At 67.4% G+C, this 17,087-nt stretch carries 27 protein-coding genes; all 27 read right to left on the reverse strand.

The features are described from left to right. Positions 1 to 38: 38 nt before the first annotated feature. The 27 genes from ABZK10_RS10210 to ABZK10_RS10340 all read right to left on the reverse strand — a co-directional run bounded on the left by ABZK10_RS10210 (position 39) and on the right by ABZK10_RS10340 (position 16,811). Positions 39 to 491: a hypothetical protein gene (locus tag ABZK10_RS10210; protein ID WP_353809083.1), complete on the reverse strand. Its 453-nt coding sequence runs from the start codon at positions 489 to 491 to the stop codon at positions 39 to 41. Positions 492 to 584: 93 nt separating this feature from the next. Continuing rightward, positions 585 to 1,313, reverse strand: coding sequence for a VG15 protein (locus ABZK10_RS10215; protein WP_353809084.1), 729 nt, complete (start codon positions 1,311 to 1,313; stop codon positions 585 to 587). A gap of 3 nt (positions 1,314 to 1,316) precedes the next feature. Beyond that, positions 1,317 to 2,867: a phage portal protein gene (locus ABZK10_RS10220; RefSeq protein WP_353809085.1), complete on the reverse strand. Its 1,551-nt coding sequence runs from the start codon at positions 2,865 to 2,867 to the stop codon at positions 1,317 to 1,319. Continuing rightward, a complete protein-coding gene (locus tag ABZK10_RS10225) occupies positions 2,750 to 4,204 on the reverse strand; it encodes a P-loop NTPase family protein (RefSeq protein WP_353809086.1) in 1,455 nt (484 codons plus the stop codon). Before ABZK10_RS10225 ends, ABZK10_RS10220 begins: the two co-directional genes overlap by 118 nt. Further along, on the reverse strand, positions 4,155 to 4,406 hold the full coding sequence (locus ABZK10_RS10230; protein WP_353809087.1) for a hypothetical protein: 252 nt from the start codon (positions 4,404 to 4,406) through the stop codon (positions 4,155 to 4,157). The genes ABZK10_RS10225 and ABZK10_RS10230 overlap by 50 nt, the downstream gene beginning before the upstream one ends. Next, on the reverse strand, positions 4,399 to 4,938 hold the full coding sequence (locus ABZK10_RS10235; protein WP_353809652.1) for an HNH endonuclease: 540 nt from the start codon (positions 4,936 to 4,938) through the stop codon (positions 4,399 to 4,401). Before ABZK10_RS10235 ends, ABZK10_RS10230 begins: the two co-directional genes overlap by 8 nt. Before the next feature lie 97 nt (positions 4,939 to 5,035). Beyond that, complete coding sequence (locus tag ABZK10_RS10240) at positions 5,036 to 5,338, reverse strand: HNH endonuclease (RefSeq protein ID WP_353809088.1); 303 nt, start codon at positions 5,336 to 5,338, stop codon at positions 5,036 to 5,038. 176 nt (positions 5,339 to 5,514) lie between these two features. Next, positions 5,515 to 6,204 (reverse strand): hypothetical protein, encoded by a 690-nt coding sequence (locus ABZK10_RS10245; RefSeq protein ID WP_353809089.1) that lies wholly within the window; start codon positions 6,202 to 6,204, stop codon positions 5,515 to 5,517. Between the two features lie 339 nt (positions 6,205 to 6,543). Continuing rightward, positions 6,544 to 7,068 (reverse strand): hypothetical protein, encoded by a 525-nt coding sequence (locus ABZK10_RS10250; protein ID WP_353809090.1) that lies wholly within the window; start codon positions 7,066 to 7,068, stop codon positions 6,544 to 6,546. Between the two features lies 1 nt (position 7,069). After that, entirely contained in the window at positions 7,070 to 7,759 is a 690-nt protein-coding gene (locus ABZK10_RS10255) for a DUF7341 domain-containing protein (protein WP_353809091.1), read from the reverse strand. After that, positions 7,752 to 8,075 carry a hypothetical protein gene (locus tag ABZK10_RS10260; RefSeq protein WP_353809092.1) on the reverse strand — a complete coding sequence of 108 codons (324 nt, stop codon included), beginning with the start codon at positions 8,073 to 8,075 and terminating at the stop codon, positions 7,752 to 7,754. Before ABZK10_RS10260 ends, ABZK10_RS10255 begins: the two co-directional genes overlap by 8 nt. Next, positions 8,072 to 8,332, reverse strand: a complete 261-nt coding sequence (locus tag ABZK10_RS10265; RefSeq protein WP_353809093.1) for a hypothetical protein — start codon at positions 8,330 to 8,332, stop codon at positions 8,072 to 8,074. Before ABZK10_RS10265 ends, ABZK10_RS10260 begins: the two co-directional genes overlap by 4 nt. Further along, complete coding sequence (locus ABZK10_RS10270) at positions 8,329 to 8,598, reverse strand: hypothetical protein (RefSeq protein ID WP_353809094.1); 270 nt, start codon at positions 8,596 to 8,598, stop codon at positions 8,329 to 8,331. Before ABZK10_RS10270 ends, ABZK10_RS10265 begins: the two co-directional genes overlap by 4 nt. Next, entirely contained in the window at positions 8,595 to 8,921 is a 327-nt protein-coding gene (locus tag ABZK10_RS10275; protein ID WP_353809095.1) for a hypothetical protein, read from the reverse strand. The genes ABZK10_RS10270 and ABZK10_RS10275 overlap by 4 nt, the downstream gene beginning before the upstream one ends. A gap of 168 nt (positions 8,922 to 9,089) precedes the next feature. Beyond that, a complete protein-coding gene (locus ABZK10_RS10280; protein WP_353809096.1) occupies positions 9,090 to 9,374 on the reverse strand; it encodes a hypothetical protein in 285 nt (94 codons plus the stop codon). A 327-nt stretch (positions 9,375 to 9,701) separates the two neighbouring features. Further along, on the reverse strand, positions 9,702 to 9,854 hold the full coding sequence (locus ABZK10_RS10285; RefSeq protein WP_353809097.1) for a hypothetical protein: 153 nt from the start codon (positions 9,852 to 9,854) through the stop codon (positions 9,702 to 9,704). A gap of 29 nt (positions 9,855 to 9,883) precedes the next feature. After that, complete coding sequence (locus ABZK10_RS10290; protein ID WP_353809098.1) at positions 9,884 to 10,600, reverse strand: hypothetical protein; 717 nt, start codon at positions 10,598 to 10,600, stop codon at positions 9,884 to 9,886. A gap of 13 nt (positions 10,601 to 10,613) precedes the next feature. Further along, on the reverse strand, positions 10,614 to 10,838 hold the full coding sequence (locus ABZK10_RS10295; RefSeq protein ID WP_353809099.1) for a hypothetical protein: 225 nt from the start codon (positions 10,836 to 10,838) through the stop codon (positions 10,614 to 10,616). Beyond that, positions 10,838 to 11,251, reverse strand: coding sequence for an HNH endonuclease (locus ABZK10_RS10300; protein WP_353809100.1), 414 nt, complete (start codon positions 11,249 to 11,251; stop codon positions 10,838 to 10,840). The genes ABZK10_RS10295 and ABZK10_RS10300 overlap by 1 nt, the downstream gene beginning before the upstream one ends. Then, positions 11,248 to 11,550, reverse strand: coding sequence for a hypothetical protein (locus tag ABZK10_RS10305; RefSeq protein WP_353809102.1), 303 nt, complete (start codon positions 11,548 to 11,550; stop codon positions 11,248 to 11,250). Before ABZK10_RS10305 ends, ABZK10_RS10300 begins: the two co-directional genes overlap by 4 nt. Continuing rightward, positions 11,547 to 13,262 (reverse strand): DNA cytosine methyltransferase, encoded by a 1,716-nt coding sequence (locus ABZK10_RS10310; RefSeq protein WP_353809103.1) that lies wholly within the window; start codon positions 13,260 to 13,262, stop codon positions 11,547 to 11,549. The genes ABZK10_RS10305 and ABZK10_RS10310 overlap by 4 nt, the downstream gene beginning before the upstream one ends. Then, on the reverse strand, positions 13,262 to 13,684 hold the full coding sequence (locus ABZK10_RS10315) for an HNH endonuclease signature motif containing protein (RefSeq protein ID WP_353809104.1): 423 nt from the start codon (positions 13,682 to 13,684) through the stop codon (positions 13,262 to 13,264). The genes ABZK10_RS10310 and ABZK10_RS10315 overlap by 1 nt, the downstream gene beginning before the upstream one ends. Next, positions 13,681 to 14,475: a recombinase RecT gene (locus tag ABZK10_RS10320; RefSeq protein ID WP_353809105.1), complete on the reverse strand. Its 795-nt coding sequence runs from the start codon at positions 14,473 to 14,475 to the stop codon at positions 13,681 to 13,683. Before ABZK10_RS10320 ends, ABZK10_RS10315 begins: the two co-directional genes overlap by 4 nt. Continuing rightward, entirely contained in the window at positions 14,472 to 15,365 is an 894-nt protein-coding gene (locus ABZK10_RS10325; RefSeq protein WP_353809106.1) for a hypothetical protein, read from the reverse strand. The genes ABZK10_RS10320 and ABZK10_RS10325 overlap by 4 nt, the downstream gene beginning before the upstream one ends. Next, positions 15,362 to 16,168, reverse strand: coding sequence for a PD-(D/E)XK nuclease-like domain-containing protein (locus ABZK10_RS10330; protein WP_353809108.1), 807 nt, complete (start codon positions 16,166 to 16,168; stop codon positions 15,362 to 15,364). The genes ABZK10_RS10325 and ABZK10_RS10330 overlap by 4 nt, the downstream gene beginning before the upstream one ends. Next, the gene (locus ABZK10_RS10335; RefSeq protein ID WP_353809109.1) at positions 16,165 to 16,590 is read right to left on the reverse strand and encodes a hypothetical protein; all 426 of its coding nucleotides are present in this window, start codon (positions 16,588 to 16,590) and stop codon (positions 16,165 to 16,167) included. Before ABZK10_RS10335 ends, ABZK10_RS10330 begins: the two co-directional genes overlap by 4 nt. Continuing rightward, positions 16,587 to 16,811 carry a hypothetical protein gene (locus tag ABZK10_RS10340; RefSeq protein ID WP_353809110.1) on the reverse strand — a complete coding sequence of 75 codons (225 nt, stop codon included), beginning with the start codon at positions 16,809 to 16,811 and terminating at the stop codon, positions 16,587 to 16,589. Before ABZK10_RS10340 ends, ABZK10_RS10335 begins: the two co-directional genes overlap by 4 nt. Positions 16,812 to 17,087: the final 276 nt, after the last annotated feature.

Below are 17,087 nucleotides of genomic sequence, written 5' to 3' on the forward strand. Positions count from 1 at the left end.
CTTCTTGTGTCACCCGCCGAGGCCGTTCCTCGCGGGGGTCAGTTGGCGCCGCGAAGCTCTCGCAACGCGGCGGCGGCACGCGAACCACCACCAGCACCACCGGCGGGGGTGCCGGCGGGGACGGGGGTTCGCTTCTTCTGGGGGGTGAGGGCCTGCAGGTCGGCGAAGTGCGCCTCGAGCTCCTCACGGGTGCTGCCTCGCAGCACGTGCGCGGGGATCTCGGAGTCCTTCGTGATCTCCTTGGCCCAGTCGGCGACCTGTTCCTTCGCCTGGTACTTCGCGACCTGCTCCTCAGCGGTCGTGCGCCCCGTGCGGGCCTCTTCGAGGGCCTGCTCGAGGTCGGACACGCGACCGGCCGTGGCCTTCAGGTCGTCGTAGTCGGAGTAGCGGTCGGTGAGCTTCTCGGTCACTGTGCGCTTCTGGTCGGCGAGGAGCCGGTTCACGTCCTCCTGCGTGAACTTCTTCTCGTCGTTGTTGTTGTCCTCGGGCATGCCGATACCTCCGTGTGGAGTGGTCCGACGGATCACCCGCACCGGCGGTGCCGCCGTCGTTCAGCACCCACCCCGCAAGGGGGCCCGGTTCGGTTAGCTCTGGGCGAGGTAGTCGCGGATCGCCTTGTTGTGCGCCGCGCGCTGCGAATCCGACATGCGCGTCGTGCGCTTCGACGCCTCGTACAGTTCGACGTCAACCTCTGGCGCGGACGGGTCCCACGACGGCACGGCGCCGCAGTTGCAGTCGCCGTGCGACGCGAAGTGCACCGTCTCGCGCTTGTACACCCCGCCACGGCCGGCAAGCATGTCGCAGAACGAGCACGCCCCGGCCCGGGTGACTCGCTGCCAGCCCTGCGCCTGCGGGTCACGCGACGTGTTCTGCATGATCGTGCGGCGCGGCGCGTCGAGCGTGTACTTAGGGATCGTCGACTGCAGCGTCTTGATGATCGCCGCGGTCACGTCGTCCGGGTCGTCCGACACGACCTGCTGGAACAGGGCCCGCTGCACCGTCCCGTCGACCGCGTCGAGGTACGACGAGGCGAACAGTTCGGCACGGAACCGGCCCGACGCCTGCACCGTCGCCCTCGCGTCGTCGTACCACTCGGCCGCGAACGCCGCACCGGCCTCGCCGTACCGTTCGACGATGCCGCGCATGACGAGCGCGAACTCCTCCGACGCGGAAGACGTCTTCCACCACTCGTCGTCTCGAGCATCCCGGTACGTGTGGACGAACGTGGAGATCTCCTGCTCCACGAGGCGCCGCATCCCGACGAGGGACGTGCGGAACTCCGTCGCGGCTTCCCGCGACACCTGCCCGACCACGGGTTACCCCTCAGTGGGCGGCTCGTCCGGCTGCGCTGCGGCCGCGATGCCGAGGGCAGACAGCTGCGACGTCAGCCGGCGGCGACGCATCGCGTCCCGAACCGCCGTGATGCGCTGCTGCGTCATCCCCGGGATCAGGTCGAGGAGCTCCTCGATCGGCACACCGTTGTCGAGCTGCGCGAGCTTCACCATGCCGTCGACGACGGCACCGAACGAACGGGCCTCCGTCTCACGCCACACCATCTCCGCAGCCTCGTCGGGGGCGTCACCGCCGGACATCTCGACCGCGAGGCGCAGCACCTGCTCCCACGACTCACCGAACGACTCACGCTTGAGCAGCAGCTTCCGCTGGTGTGCGGACTCCGCCAACGCGGCGGTCTCCGTCGACACGTTCGACAGGTTCCCCGTCGCCTGATGCAACGGAATACCGGCCTGCAGGGCGACCTGCTCCGTCATCTCCCGCAGCAGCGCATCGTAGGGGCCGATCGGCGAAGCTGCGAGGGAGTCGACCTTCACATCCGCCGGGTGGTCGGGGAACGCCCACACATCCGCTGCGGACGCCCGAGCGACCTCCTCAGCGGTCGCAGCCCACCCGATGACGACCTTCTGCCGGAACGCGGAGAACCGCGACGTCACGAGCCGGTCGAAGTTGACCGAATTGATCGCCCGCTGCGCCTGGATCAGCGGCTCCACCTCGCCGCGAGGGTCACGGTCCTCCGCCGTGCGCTCGTTCACGAACCGCACCACCGGGCACACCGGCACGCCACCGTACGTGGCGCCGTGCTCCCACGGCTCGTCGGTGAAGATCACGTCGTCGGCCGTCGGCGACTTCGCCTCGTCCGCCTTCTTCGACGTCTTCGCACGGATGAACGCGGGCTGCACCAGACGCTCGTCGATGAACAGCACCGACCAGCCACGCCCCAGCAGCGGGGTCGTCACGTCACGGATCAGCATCGCCGACACCGGGAACAGGTCGACCCGCGGGTCATCCCACTCCGCAATCACGTTCCGCGGCGTCCACGTCGCCGGCACCGGCTCCTTCTCGTCGTCCGGGAGGACCGACACGAACGAGAACCCGTACGTCAGCGCCGCATCGTGAACCTCAGCCTGCCGGGCATCCAGGTTGTGCTTCTGCCACCACGCCCACCCGTTGTCGTCGTCATCCGACGCCGGAGACCGGAACCCGACACACGACAGCCCACGCAGGAACGTGTCGACGACCACGCCGCACACGTTCCGCACCGACATCTTCGCGAGCTCCTCGATCTCGTCCGAGGAACCATCCTTCACGTCAGGGATGCCAGCCAGCCCGTCACGGTACAGGCGGAACCGGTTGAACTTGTCCTTGGCCGTGGCACGATTCCAGGCGTTCCACACGACACTCCGCGCGACCGACGACAGCTCATCCGAGATGGGCTCGAGCTCGAGGGTGGTGGTCATACGAACACCGCCTTTCCGTTCGTGCGCTTCCCGGTAACAGCCGCCCAGTTCGCAAGGCTGATCGCTTCGGTCGGTGTCTCGTCCCCGTCGGGCGTGGTCGCTTTCCAACCCCACCCGCCGTCACGAGTGCGGTTCTCCTTGTCGCAGATGCTGATCGAGTCGTCGAGCCGCTTCTGCCCATCGATCGCGAGATGCGTCACCGACCGCTCGAGGATCGAGTCGTAGAGCATCGCCGCGGCCGTCAGATACTCCGACGTCGTCGCGACGTGCACGATGCGGGTCGACACGCGCCGCTTCCGCAATGCCTCCTGCAGTACCGTCGCGCCCGCACGGCCGGAGATCACGATCTGGGCCGTGTCTGTGGCGCGTTCCGCGAGCCAGTCAGCGAGCGACGCGACCCCGGCATCCACCGGGCCCGAGTGGGCGCCGACGAGCTCGACGTGCACACCGCCGTCATGCTTCACCGACCCGGCGACCGAGACGCGCGTACCGTCCTTGCTGAACGCGACACCGAACGACTTCACACCAGATGCCGGCGGGGTCTTCACGCCCGTGTCGTCCCACTGCGCCACCGTGACGAGCCGTGAACCGCCGAGCTCGGACGACCAACGCCCGAGGCGCTCGCGCGCGAAGCCTGCATCGGAGAACCGGGCACGCTCACCCGCGATCACATCTACCTGCAACCTGCCGGCGTCGATGCCGGGGTTCGTCTCGTGCCACAGGCGGCGATCGTCGAGGTCGACCGACCCCTCCACCGACCACTCGTGCCACGCGATCCGTCCCGGCCTATCGCCGAGCGCCTCGTGACGCACACGGGTGAACACCTCACCGACCGCAGACGGCCCCGGAGGTGTGCCCGTGAAGATCCACTGCGGATTCCCCAAAGGTGCCGCGGACGTAGTCGGCATCAGCGCCTCGAGCGCGTCCTCGGACAGTTCCTGCGCCTCGTCCATGACCAGCACATCGACCGTGAAACCACGACCCGAGTTCTTCGACCTGGCGACGAGCTCGATCGACCCACCGTTGGTGAGGAAGATCGCCTCCTGCCCGTTCACCGACCGCACGTTCTGCACGAGCGCGTTGAGCTCCGGGAACTTCGCGCCCGGATCGTCACGCTTCTGCCCGAAGAAGAACTTGAGCCGGCGGAAGTGCTTCTGCGCCGTCTTCACCTCATGCGCCGTGTGCAGGATCTTCTCGCCACGGCCAACCATGCCGAACAGTTCCCGCACCTCGAGCAGCGCGTTCTTCCCGTTCTGCCTCGGAACCGCGAGCCCGCACGTCAGCGACGCGAACTTCTGCCGGCGCATCGCGAGCCAGTCGTCGAGGACCAGCCGTTGCCACCCGTCCGGGTCGAGCTGGTAGTCGGCAGCGAACTTCGCCGCCAGATCACCGAACGTCGAATCAGCGCGCGGGGCGACGTGATGCCGCGGCCTCTGACTGTCGCTTGGCAAGAGCCTCCTGGAAGTCAAGAAGACCGGTCCTCTCCGCAGGCGCCGCATCGGAACGACCGCCGAGCTCCTCGATCTCCTGCAGCAACGCACGCATCTGCCCGATCAGAGGCGACCGCTTGTCAGCCGGCGCCTCCGCGAGCGAGTCCCTCGTGACCTCGACCAACCACCGGAGCTCCTCGAGCCGCGACTTCTCCTCAGCCATGAGCCGCCTCCACGATCCGCGTGCCCTTCCGCGCGTTGCACAGCGCGTGAGCCGCCCGCAGATTCCCCGGATCATCCGATCCGCCACGCGCGCGCGGCACGACATGATCGAGCGTCGGATACCGGCCAGAATCCGGCGACGCACCCGGCTCCGTCGGATCACCGCACAGCCAGCACACGAACGCGTCACGCTCGAGCACCTCACGCCGCAACGACGCCGACGGTCGGAACCGATCGAACCGACCACCCTCGCCCGCCGGCGCACCGTACAGGTCTACCCGGCAGCACGTATCCGAGCACCATCGCTGGACCGAGCCGCGCTGCACCCGCGCGTCGAACTTCGCGCCGCAGAGCTCGCACACGCCAGGAACCGTCTCGCGACGGAAGGTCAACCGGCGGCCGTCAGCCTCGCGACGGGCTCGATACTCGCGCTGGTACGCGCTGTTCGCGAGCCGGCACGCTTCGCAGCGACACCCTCGTCGGTAGCCGCTGTACCTGCCATGGCGCGAGTTCGAATCGTGGCTCTGAGGCATCGTCTCCGGCACCTCCGAACCTCCCGACCATCCGGGGGGGTATCTCGTTATGCCTCCGGGAGCGAGGGAGTCGAGGGGGAGGGTCACCCCCCACCCCTCACCAGTTGAAGCCGGTTGTGATTGGTGGTTCGGGTGCTGTGGGCTTGGGATCTTGGAGTCGGTTGCCGCGTGCTTGGTTGCAGCGTCTGCAGAGGACTCGGCCGTTGCTTGGGTCGTTGGTGCCGCCGCGTGTGATTGGGATGATGTGGTCGGGTTCGGCGCTCTGTGGTGTTCTGCCTTTGGTGTAGTCGAGGGTGCATCCGCAGAGTGGGCAGTGGGTGATGCCTTGGTCTTGTCCGGCTTGGAGGACGCGGCGTCGGAAGTGGATGTGGGGGGCGGTGCCTGTGCGGGAGGTGGCCATGGTCCCTCCCGGGGGCGCCCTCTGCTAGGGGTGGGGTGGGCGTCGGTGCCTGCCCTACCCGGGGGTGTTGGTGGGGGTGGGGGTCTGTTCTGGGGTGGGGCCCTCGGCTGCTACCCCCTGGTGGCAGGGGCAGGTGCATTGCTTGCCGAAGTTCGTGACGTGGCACCAGCACTTCGTCATGCGTGCTCCTCGTGGGGTGACGGTTCGGGGAACAGGGCCGCGAGGGTGCGGTGGTGGGTCTTGTACGTGTTGTCGCTGGTGGAGACGAACAGGGTGGTGGGGAAGGGCGCGTTGGGGTGGAGGATCTTCACGTCGCGGATGGTGCGGCCTCTGAGGCCGGCGATCGCGCCGTAGGCGGTGCGGTAGTGCCAGCGGGTGATGCCGGGGTTGAGGGCGAGCGCGTCGAGCATCGCGGCCTTGTGGATGAGCAGGGGGACGTGGAGCTCGAACGACAACGGGTTGCGGTGCCCGTGCTGCTCAAGCACGGCGGCGGTGTCGGCCACGGCTTGGGGGTAGGGGCCGCGGTTGCCCGCCCGGTGGAGTTCCCCGATCACGTCGGTCACGTGGCCGCGGTTGTACAGGGGGAGCTCGGTGGTGGGGCGGGTGATGTAGAAGTCGTCGTTGAACAGGATGAACGGGTCTGTGATGAGGGGGTGGCGGCAGGCTTTCTCGAGGTTGCGGCGGACGTTGCCGAATCGGGTGGAGCCTTGCCGGGGGACGGGCACCACGTGGGTGGTGTTGCGGTTGACCCAGTGGGGCGCGTCGCCGACGATCCACACGTTGTCGTGGGGGAGGTTGACCAGGGAGCGGAGTGAGTGGCGGAGTTCGGGGTTCTCTCCGGGGCGGCAGAGGTAGACGACATCCATGTCAGTCGTCTCCGCGGTCGAAGCGGGGGTCGCAGCATGCGTCGGCTGCGGTGGGGGATTCCCAGCGGGAGCCGCAGTCGTTGCACTCGTGCATCGCCGTGCTCCGTTCGTCCCGGCCGGGGTTCGCAGGTTCCGTCTGGCCCTCGAAAGGTGTTAGGGCGTGATGGGCGGCCTTCGGGCGCACATGAGATTCCCGTTGACGAGCCCCGTGGCCGGGACGTGCCCCGCCTGAACGAGTTGGACGCCCCGCAACCGGTCATGGTCGGGGGCGTCCTGCGGGGGAGTTGCATCGGACCCGGTTCTAGACAGACTCCGGCGCTGCACCCTTATCCTACCCGATCAGAGCCCGGAAAGTGCCGATTGGGTCTCTGAGGGTTCCGTGTGAGCGTCGGCGAACGGGGAGGTCCCCTTCACGTAGAAGGTAACTTCGTCGTCCGGGCTGAGTTCGAGAGACATCTCCGATGGGTGGCTGAACGCGATCTCTGTACCAGTCGCCGAATGCCGGATGGACTCGATGACTCCGACCCATGCGTGCCGACCGATATCGCCCGCGTGCAGGCTGCCGGCAGAGCGCGATGTGAACTTCGGCTGAGGCGGCGGCGGTGTCCATGCGTCCACGGTTGGAGCGCAGACGATGCAGGTTCGATATCGCCCGGTGTCGCCGCGCTCGACTGCCGCGCGCTCGACGCGGCAGTCTTTCCATTCGACCTCCTTCCACTGGTACATTTCCCCGTCGCGTATGTCGGTGTTCCAGTGGACAACTGGCACACGGCCGTCGACGGAATGCCGCATCGTCGGGCACCCGTCGAGATGGATCACGCCTGCCGTCGACTTGAGCAATCTCTCCGGTTCTTCGGTCTTCATTTCACTCGCTCCCCACCGTCTCGGAGACGCGGGATTCGATATCGAACGCGAGAGCCCGGATCTCGGTCACCCCACAGGCACGCCACCCACAGCACCCGCATTCCACGACGGTCCTGTCCAGCCCTCCGTGCCCGTCGGGCCGATACCGGGCCACCAACGCGACCCGGCGGTCCGTCTCCCACCTGCGGCGCCCCCGAGCGTCCGTGTACGCGTACACGGGCACCAGGAACCACCCCGCACCACAGTCAGGGCACGCCTCCGGTTCGTTCGTCCGGGTGTCGATCAGTTCGAGGATGGTGGGGGGTTCGAACTTGTCGAGGATCATCACCCGCCATCCCGCGATCACGGCCTGCACCGTGTCGTCGGGCTCTTCGCGGGCCCACGCATGCGCGTACACCGCCCGCAGGTTCTCCTCCGGCGTCAACCGTGGCACCCCCAACCCGAACCCCACGAACCACGCCGACACGGTCTCCTCGATGCGCGTGTACTTCTCGAGCGCGTCCGCGTCGATCGGGACACCAGCGCGCCCGCCGGCGTCGACCTGTCCGGACACGAGGGATGATGCGACCGCGTCCCGCAGCTGCGCGAACAGGGGCCCGTGGTGCTCGAGGTGCTTCCCCCCGTCGTCCTTCCGGGTCGTGATGACCCTGCCGACGGTCAGGTCGTCGATGATGTCCAAGAGGTCACTCATGGAACGGGCCCTCCTCGGTCGGGTCAGTGGGGAACTCGACGTCGTCGCGTTCGATCTCGATCGAGTAGTCCAGTGGCGGGCGATCGATCTCGAACGTGCCGAACTTGTCCGCCGTGACCTTCACCGAAGTGCACTGCGGCTCGCCCTTGTACGTCCGGTTGAACCAGATCGTGTCGAGCACACCTTCCACCGCGACACCGTCGTTCGTCACGACGACCCGCCGACCGATGTCCCGGCCTGTGAGGTCGGCGACCTGCACTTGCTCCAGTCCCGGCGATCCGACCCGAACCTTCATCGTCTGCGTCTCCCGCTTCATGCGTCCTGCTCCTTCTGCTCGAGTGCCGCCTGCCCGGGCATCGTGCGCTCCTCACCGGGCGCGAAGTGCACATACCCGTTTGTGTGGCCCGACACCTCGAACGTGTAGACCATCTGACGGACACCAACCGGGCGATGCCCCGTGATCGTCGCCTCGACACCCTCCAGGACGACGGCGATTGCCGATCCGTCCGCTTGTTCGATGAGAAGCTTCGCTGTCACGTTGCGCTCTTCCTCGTCGATCTGCCAGTTGCTCATCCGAGTCGCTCCCATTCGTGCCAGTTGAGGAAGTCCGCGCCGAGCACGTTGCGGGCCTCGTACGGCATCCACCCGGTCTCCGACCGGTACTCGCGGAGCAGCGCCCCGAAGTCGGCGCGGGTCATTTCGTGCTCGCCCATGAACGCCTCACACGCCATCGACTCGGGCTTGCCCTCGAACCACTCAGCACCCGGGACTGACACGTCCAAGTTGTGGATGCCGAATCGTGCGACCTCGGCCTTCTCCTCCGGACTCAACTCGGTCATGCTGCCCTCCTCCTCGTTTCCCTCACCCACGACACCTTCGACTCCGGCGGGTTGAACGCGACCACCACACGGTCACGACCCGCACGACGAGCCGCCTGATGCACCGCCGACACCGAACGGCCCAACTGCTGACAGATCATCAACGGGTGCACACCCCCATCGAGGAGCCACTCGACCTCATCGAGCAGCTCGGCCGCGGTCATGCGGGGTTGGGGGGCCCAGTCCACAGCACCGAACGAGTCCACTTCCCGCTTACGGTCGAGCTCGGTGCGCAACCAGGCCGGCCAGTCGCCGTCCTCGAGCAGGGCAGTCCAGTCAGCCACGGTCCGCACCCCCTGAACCATCAGGTTCCGGGTCGCGCCACCACGTCCCGTTGACCGTAGTGTGAGGCAGCCCGTGCGACTCGTGGCCTTCGAGGTAGCGACAGCACGCACCTCCCTCGATCAGCGGATGGGTTGCGGGACACGGGATGCTCGGAGTCGTCTCAGCGCTCATCGTCCTGCCTCCCCTGCATCAGCGGGCCGCGCGGGGCGGTTGCGCGCGGCGAACTCGAACACCTGCTCGATCGCGCGCCGCCGCCCGAGTCCCACGCCGTCGAAGCCGAGAGCTAGCGCCGCCTGGTAGAGCGCCTCCTCGTAGTCCTCCCACTGCCTCGCCTCGGCGCGCATGGCATCCACCCCGGCTTCCCTCGCTGCGGAGTAGAGCCCGAGAGCGCCGTGGAGCGCGACGAATCGCACGAGCTCGTCCTCTGTCGGACGCCAGACCTCGCGGCTCATCGCCCCACCCGCCGATCAGCGGCAGCGCGCATCCGCTCCCACGACGCGCGTTGCTTGCGCCTCTCGGCCTCGGGGATCGAGGCCCAATCGGTCGTACGGTTGCAGTACCGGTAGCTGAACCAGGGCATCACGCGCCTTCCTCTGAATTCGACGGTTCTGGGTTCCCAGCACGCACCCACCATCGAGCGTCCGGAATGGACGTCGACTGCTCGAGCGCGTCTGCCAACTCCCGCAACAGGCCCGACGGGAACGCCGGAGACATGCCCCGCCCACGCAGAGCATCACCCGCCTCAGCCTGCGCACGCGCACGCGACACCAGATCACCGGTCACGACTTCACCTCGTACACCGAGACATCCCACGCGGCCTCGTCCAGCCACGGCTTGGACTTCCGGACCGCCTTCACGACCTCCTCGCGGTCGTCCGTTTCGACCTCGATCTCGCCCTCGATTGCGTATTCCGGATAGTCGGTGTCGGTCACGTGGAGTGCCGACCATTCCCACCGCTTCGTCATGCTGCCAATCCCTTCTCGTCGATGAACTGCTGAACCTCGAACGGCGACCTCGAGATCGCCCCGAACACGTACCGCTGAGGCACCCGCGGATTCTTCGCCTTGTCGAGCAACCACCGCGCCACCGTCACCGCCCGCTCACCCGACACCCGCCGTGCCGTGTGCTTCTCGATCTGCGCCACGATCGCCGCCACGCTCGTCAGGCCCGCCTGCGACGCCAACGCCTGGACCGCCGGAGGAAGCTCGTCGGTCGTTTCTCGCGCGGCTGGTACAGGACTTGACTCGTTAACGTCAGTCACCTCTGGACTCTGACTCTGACTCTGCTTTTCGTTGGGTTCCTTCTGGGTTCCCATCTCGAACCCACTGGAAACCGACTGGGTTTCGTTTGGGTTCTTCGGGGGGCGGCCGCCCTTCCGACCATTCGCCCGGTTCTTCTCCACCAACGCGTCACGATCCGCCCGCGTCTGCTGATGCTCCGCGTAGTTCCAGATCACGAACACATCCCCGTCGACGACCAGCGACGGCCGCTCCGGATGGTTCGAGCACAGCTCGTCGAGGACCTTCGGCGCCCACATTCGGCGTGCCACGCCGGCCGGGACTCTCCCGTCGAGGTCCTGCATGCGGGAGTATCCGTTGAGCTCCACGAACGCACGGAACGCGGCGTCCGACAGGGGCGCGACCTTCGGGTGCTGCCAGAAGTCGTTCGGGAACGTCATGAACAGACGCGTGTCACGAGGCATCCGGCACCTCACACCCGCACGGCTGAACGAGCCAGCACACGTCGCACACGGGCCGTTCAGCGTCCCGGTCGAGGTCGGACAGGCTCGGGCCGGCTTCGTCGCAGATGACGTGCACGAGCACACGCTCGAGCCCCTTGTACTCGACTGTCTGCCCGGGCCTGATCGCCTCTCGGCAGTCGTCGCAGCGGCCCGGATACTTCGCCGTGAACGCCATCAGTTCCCCATCCGTTCGTTCGCTTCGGTGTCGGTGATGCGCACCCACAACCGCCCCTGCACGTCAGGGCCGTTCAGGTACAGCACCCACACCAGCGCGTGCGTACCGCGTTCCGTACGCACCCACCGGGCGGCGGGCCACTCCGCAGGGTCAGCCCACCCAGGGACCGCCCAACCGGCAGCGACCGCCTCCCTCGGATGCTCCGTCTTCCACTGATGACATCCGAGGCCCAACAGCTGCAGGTTCGCCGGCGTCGTCGATCCGCCCTGCGACCGGTTCTTGCGGTGGTCGCGGGCGATGGGTCCGCAGTTGCGGCGGCACCGCTGACAGATGTTGCAGTCGCGGAGCGTGACCCATTCGTACGCGATCGACTCCTCGAGCGCGGTCGTCGGGGCGGCCTTCGGGGTGATCATGCGGTGTCCTTTCTCCGACGACCCGGCTTCCCCACCGGCGGGAGATCCAGACTCTGACGCACCTTCCGAGCCATGCTGCTCGAGATCCCCAACCGGGCACCGATCACACCATCCGACTTCCCCAGCGCGTGCAGGCGCCGCACCTCGCGCTCACGCACGCTCGCAGTCCGACGAACCGACTTGCACACCATCGCCTCAACCAGCGTGTGCGCCTGCACCCCGTGTCGCTCCGCGCTCTCAACGAGCGCCCGGTACACGTCCGCCGGGAGGTAGATGCTCAACTGCACCGGACCGCTCATGCTGCGACCTCCTCGCCCGTGATGCCGTTCAGAAACTCCGCGACGGCGTGCCCGAGATCCCGTGCAGCGGGAGGCGTGACGGCGTTCCCCGCCTGCTTGACCTGCTCACGCTTGTTCCCGAGGAGTACATAATCGGCGGCGAACGCCATGCCGACCTTGATCTCGTCCGGGGTGAGCATCCGGAACAGGACATCGTCGACGTCGAGGGAGATGCCTTCCGCGAGTGCGTACCGGTCGGTCGTGGTGAGTGCCCCGTGCGGCTCCGTGGTCGGCTTGGCCGACTCCGACGCCGAGTAGTACGGGACCAGGAGCGACTGGTGCCCCTTCGTTGTGAGCGCGCGCAGCGGCTCCCGCACCGGGGTCGTCATCTCCGCGCCGCCCTCGTTGTTCCGCATCACGAGCGCGTGATGGTTCCCGTTCGCTGCGACCGTGTCAATCGGATGCGTGACCGGCTTCGTCACCCCGTGATTCCGCAACGGCACCACGAGCGCAGTCTCGTTCCTCGTCGACTGCGTCCGCATCGGCCCATCGACCGGAGCGGCGGACTTCCCGTCACGACCCTCCACCGGGACCAGCAGCGCATGAGTCGTGGCCGTTGTCGTCGTCGGCAGCGGCTCGTCTGTCGGCCGGGCACGGTTCCCGTGGTTGTTGGTCATCACGAGCGGCGGGACCGTGAGCGCCTCGGCGGCGGTCGTGTGCTGCGTCGGCAGGACATCATCCACCGGACGCGCCCGCAGATACCGCGAGCCCGTCGTGATGCCGTCGTACGTGTTCCCCGCCGCCGTCACCACCAACGGCCGCCAATACCGCTCGATACCCTTCTCGATCCGCGCCCGCGTCTTCGGCGCCAACGGACGCGCACGATCACCGATCCGCTCACCAGGAATGCTCCAGTCGATCGCAGAGCTCGCAGGCAACCACGCCGGCTCAATCACCCCGCCACACTTCGGGCACCGGTACAGGTACTGCGCCCGATACCGGCCCCACTCCTCAGCCTTCTTGAACGTCTGCACCGCACGCACCTGACCGTGCTCCGGGCAAACCGCAACCGGGCGAGTCCACTGCTCCAGCCGCGGCCGGGGACGCTTCGCGGAGACGAGATCCTTCCGCCAGAACACCACGTACATGCGGTCCCGAGACTGCGGCGCCGGAAGCCCACCCGCCTGTGCGTGCATCGAGTTCAGCCACACGATGCGGTGCTCGTACCCCAGCAGTTCCATCGCGAGCAGCCACGCCGGGAACTGCACCCACCGGTACGCGTCCACGACGTTCTCGATGATGATCGCCCGGTACTCGTGATGCTCCGCGAACCGGGGAACATCCCACATCGTCGCCCTCGAGCGGTTCGCCGCCTCATCCGGGAGCGGGCGGGTGCCGTTCACCTCGAACAGTGCCTGGTCCTCGACACGCTGCCGCTTGACGCCCTTCGCCACGCTGTGGTTCGTGCACTCCGGCGACGCCCACAGAATGTCCGTGCGGGGGAAGTACCCCGGGTTCACCTGCGAGATGTCAGCGTTCGAGTGATCCGTCTCCGGATGGTTGAGCTGGTGCGACTCGATCGCACGTGCCCAATGGTTCGCCGCGATCAGCACCTTGTACCCCGCTGCGACGAGCCCCGACGACGAACCGCCAGCGCCGCAAAACAGGTCACACACCGTCAGGCCATTCCACGGAACCGACGGGTGCTCGTATCCGATCCGATCGGTCGACATCACCCGACACTCCCCTTCTTCCGGGCATAGCGCTCTCGAAGATTGATGCGGTCACACTCAGCGCAGTAGCGTCGCCCGTTCGAGCGAACGCGGACGTTTCGCGGGTCCGTCCAGTCGTGCCCGACTCTCCGGCAGGCGGTCTGCCGTTCCGCGATCCTGTGCTGGTTCTCTGCGTGCGTCACGGGCTCGAGATGGTCGGGCCGGACACACGCCGGCGTGGTGCAGAGGTGGTCAAGTTCAAGGCCGGGCTCGATGGGCCCGACGAGGATCTCGTACACGACTCGGTAAGCCGGGCGATCGCGTCCGAGCCAGTGGACGTAGGGGTAGCCAGCGTCGTTCTTCCAGCCGGTCCAGAGCCAGTGCCCGTCGCGGGCATCGATCTTCGTTGCGATCCGATCTGGAAGCACAGGGGTTCCGCTCATGCGTTCGCCCTTTCGGCTTCCTCTTCGGGGGTGGCCTGCAACGGGTCCAACTCGTCGAGGTTCACGGGCTGCTCCGGCTCCGCAGTCGGCGGATGCACCACCCTGACCGGGCCACCCTCCACCTGCGTGATGACCGCACCATCGTTCGACGCCGCCAACGCGAGCTCGTCCGTCGACTGCCGGGCAGTCTTCGCCAACTGCCGCATCACCGTCTTGAGGGCCATCTCTTCGTACCAGTCAGCCCACGGGCCAGACGTGGCACGCTTCGGACGTCGTTCGTTGATCTGCGCCTTCGACATGTACTCGAACTGGAACTCGCCCTGTGCGCCCTGGATCTGCGCCACAGCACCCACGAGGGGGCGGTCGGTGTCGGTGTTCAGCGGGGTCCACTGGTAGTCGCGCCCCCCGGACCCCGTCGACCACTGCCGGAACTCGTCACCCTCACGGACGATGAACCACTCCACCTTCCGTGCGCCGGCCCGGTAGAACAGTTCGACGTACCCGCGGTATCCGACGATGAGTTGCGCTTCGCGGCCGTAGGGGACGAGGTAGGCGAGTCCGCGGGGTCCGCCGATCTCCAACGCAAGCTGGGCGGCGACGAACAGGCCTCCGAGGATGGACAGTTCGTCGCACTGTGCGAGCTGCCGGTTCGTGCGGATGGATGTGACGGCGGCGCGTACGAACCGGTCGGCACCGATCCTGTCCGCGAGCGCGGCTGCGAACCCATTCGATGCGGCGTTGACCTTCTGGATCACGGCGTCCTGCTGCGGCAGGGCAATGCTGTTGCTCATGCTGCCTTCTCCGGGTTGATCATCCGGCCGAGGAGTTCGATCGCTTCGGCGTTGTTCAGGTCACGGGCCTGCGCGTACTTCGACCCTTCGAGGCCGGCGCGGTAGTGGTCCCGCATCTTGCGGTAGACGGCGTCACGGATCTCCCAGTACCGGTCGGAGTGCTTGGCGGCAGCGACAGCGGCAGCGACAGCGTCAGCGGCAGCGACAGCGTCAGCGGCAGCGGCAGCGACAGCGGCAGCGTCAGCGGCAGCGACAGCGTCAGCGGCAGCGACAGCGTCAGCGGCAGCGGCAGCGACAGCGGCAGCGTCAGCGTCAGCGTCAGCGTCAGCGACAGCGACAGCGACAGCGACAGCGACAGCGACAGCGGCAGCGACAGCGGTCACACCTCGCTTCTCGAGCTCCTCGGTGATCCGCGCTTTTAGGTTCGCCCTGGCGTTCGTGCGGGCTTCGTACGCGGCGTCACGCACCGACCGCAGCGCGTCGGTCGCGGCGGCGAGTTGTGTGGCGTTCGTAACCTCCTGCAGTGCCCGCAGGCGGTCAGCCTCGGCGGTCAGCCCTGCAGCATCCAGCCAGCGGGGCGTCGCCGTTCGGATCGCCCAATCCGCCGCGAGGTACCGGCGTGCGTCGTCCTGCCCGTCGCCTGCGGTGCCGATCATGCCGGGGATGAACGGCTTCAGCTTCTGCCGGTCCTCATCCGAGAGACGGTCGTTCAGGCTGATGCCGAACAACGTGAGCACCGGGGACACACACTTGGGGTGGTCGGTCCACGCCTCCCCGGCGATGTACGCCACCGTTTCGAGGAGGCACGCGCCACCCTCGATGCCGTCGCCGCCGTAGTGCGAACCGTGGCCGAGGGTGAACGTGTTCAGGTCGAGAGTTCTGGTGTTCATGCGAGTTCCTTGTCGATTGCGTCGTTGACGAGCCACACGGGCGGGACGACGAGTTGGATGGGTTCCGGGTATCCGGGCCACTGGTTGGATTCGATGCAGTCGGCGTAGACGGCGCGGGCGCGGCGGGTCTTCGCCCGCCCCAGGTCGACGAAGTCACGGTCGAGCTGGTGCACACCGATCAGGTTCGGTGCGTCCTTCTCCACGACGACGAACACGAACTCGCCCCGCTCACCCGTGACCGCTTCCCGCACGTCCCGGTACCAGGCGTCCTGCACCTCGTACCCGTACTTCGCGGCGGCCTGTGCGAACCCGTGACGGTCGGCGCGTCCAGCGGTGGTTTTCAGGTCGACCGCGACGGGTGCGTAGTAGTCGAACCGGGCACGGCACGCCACCCCGTCAATCTCGGCGAACAGGGACGTTTCCGGGGTGCCGTCCTGCTCGAACAGGCGCCGTGCGGTCGGGTGTGCGAGGACCGCCTCAGCAGTCGCACGGATCGGTGCCATGTCCTTGACCAGCATCGGCACACCACCGGCGGCGTACACGGCGTCACGTTCCTCCTGTGCGGCCTTTGTCCGGTAGTTATCGAACTCGAGCTCGACGATGTTCGACCCGGTGCCGAGGACGAGGGTGTGGATCGCGTGCCCCTCATCGAACGCCTGCCGTGGTGCCTGCGGGTTGTCCTGCTCGTATCGGAACCGTGCGGGGGAGTCGAGGAGGCGCCGTGCACCGGTCGACGACAACGAGTCGTGCCCGAAGTACACGTCGTCGGGGAGGTCGTGAACGATGCCCTGCAGTTCGGTCACGCTGCACCCCCGACGTTCGTGATGCGCACCTCGAAGTGCGCGCGGCCGGCGGGGAGGAGTTCGATCGTCGCGGACGGCTTCACCATGAACTCGGGTGCGTCGTCCGGGACGACGTGCGCCGAGACGCCCTTGTCGGCGCCGATGCCGTCGTAGATCGCTTTCAGCAGCGGGCTGAGGTTGTCCACGTCTCGGCGGCGACGGTCGGTCACCCACCACACCACGTCCACACGGACACGCTCGAGCTTCGGAACCCTCAGCGCTTGCACCTTCACGGCGACTTCCTGACGGATCGCCTGGGTGGCCCGGTACTTCGCGAGGTGGTGTACGCGGTCGTTCGCGGAGAGGCCCTTCGGGGGTCGCGGGTAGTTGAGGGTGATGGTCCACGTGCCGGGGGTCCACCCGTTCCCGTCCCACCCGCTCATGCTGCGGCCTCCTGGGTGGGTTCGGGTTCCACCGGGAACCACGAGTACCGGCCACGGGGCGTCACCCCGGAACAGAGGAACGTGGCACTGGCGACGAGGTTCGGCCACTGCCGTTCTGCCGTGACCGCGTACGGTGCGAACTCGTCCGTGAGGGTGTCGAGGAATCCCCACAACACCGCGCCGAGCACCCGCCGGCGGGCCACCATGTAGCGTCCAGGCATCAGCCCTGCTCCTCTTCCGTGTAGGCCGCGTTGATGATCGCTGCGGCGTCTGCGATTGCTTCGTCCATGTCGTCGTGCCCGGACAGGTCGACGATGATCGGGTCACGCTCACCACTCACGACGACACCTCCCGGTTCGTGAAGTCGACCGGCGGAGACGGCGGCACGACCGGGCGGAGCGGGGATCGGTCAGCGAGCCAAGCCGCCCGAACGGCGTGGTACTCGCGCCAGATGACTTCCTTGTGCGGGGCCTCGACCTGGCGGTACTTCCGGGTTC

This window comes from Agromyces sp. SYSU T00194, from assembly GCF_040496035.1.
GTDB classification, from domain to species: Bacteria; Actinomycetota; Actinomycetes; order Actinomycetales; family Microbacteriaceae; genus Agromyces; species Agromyces chitinivorans.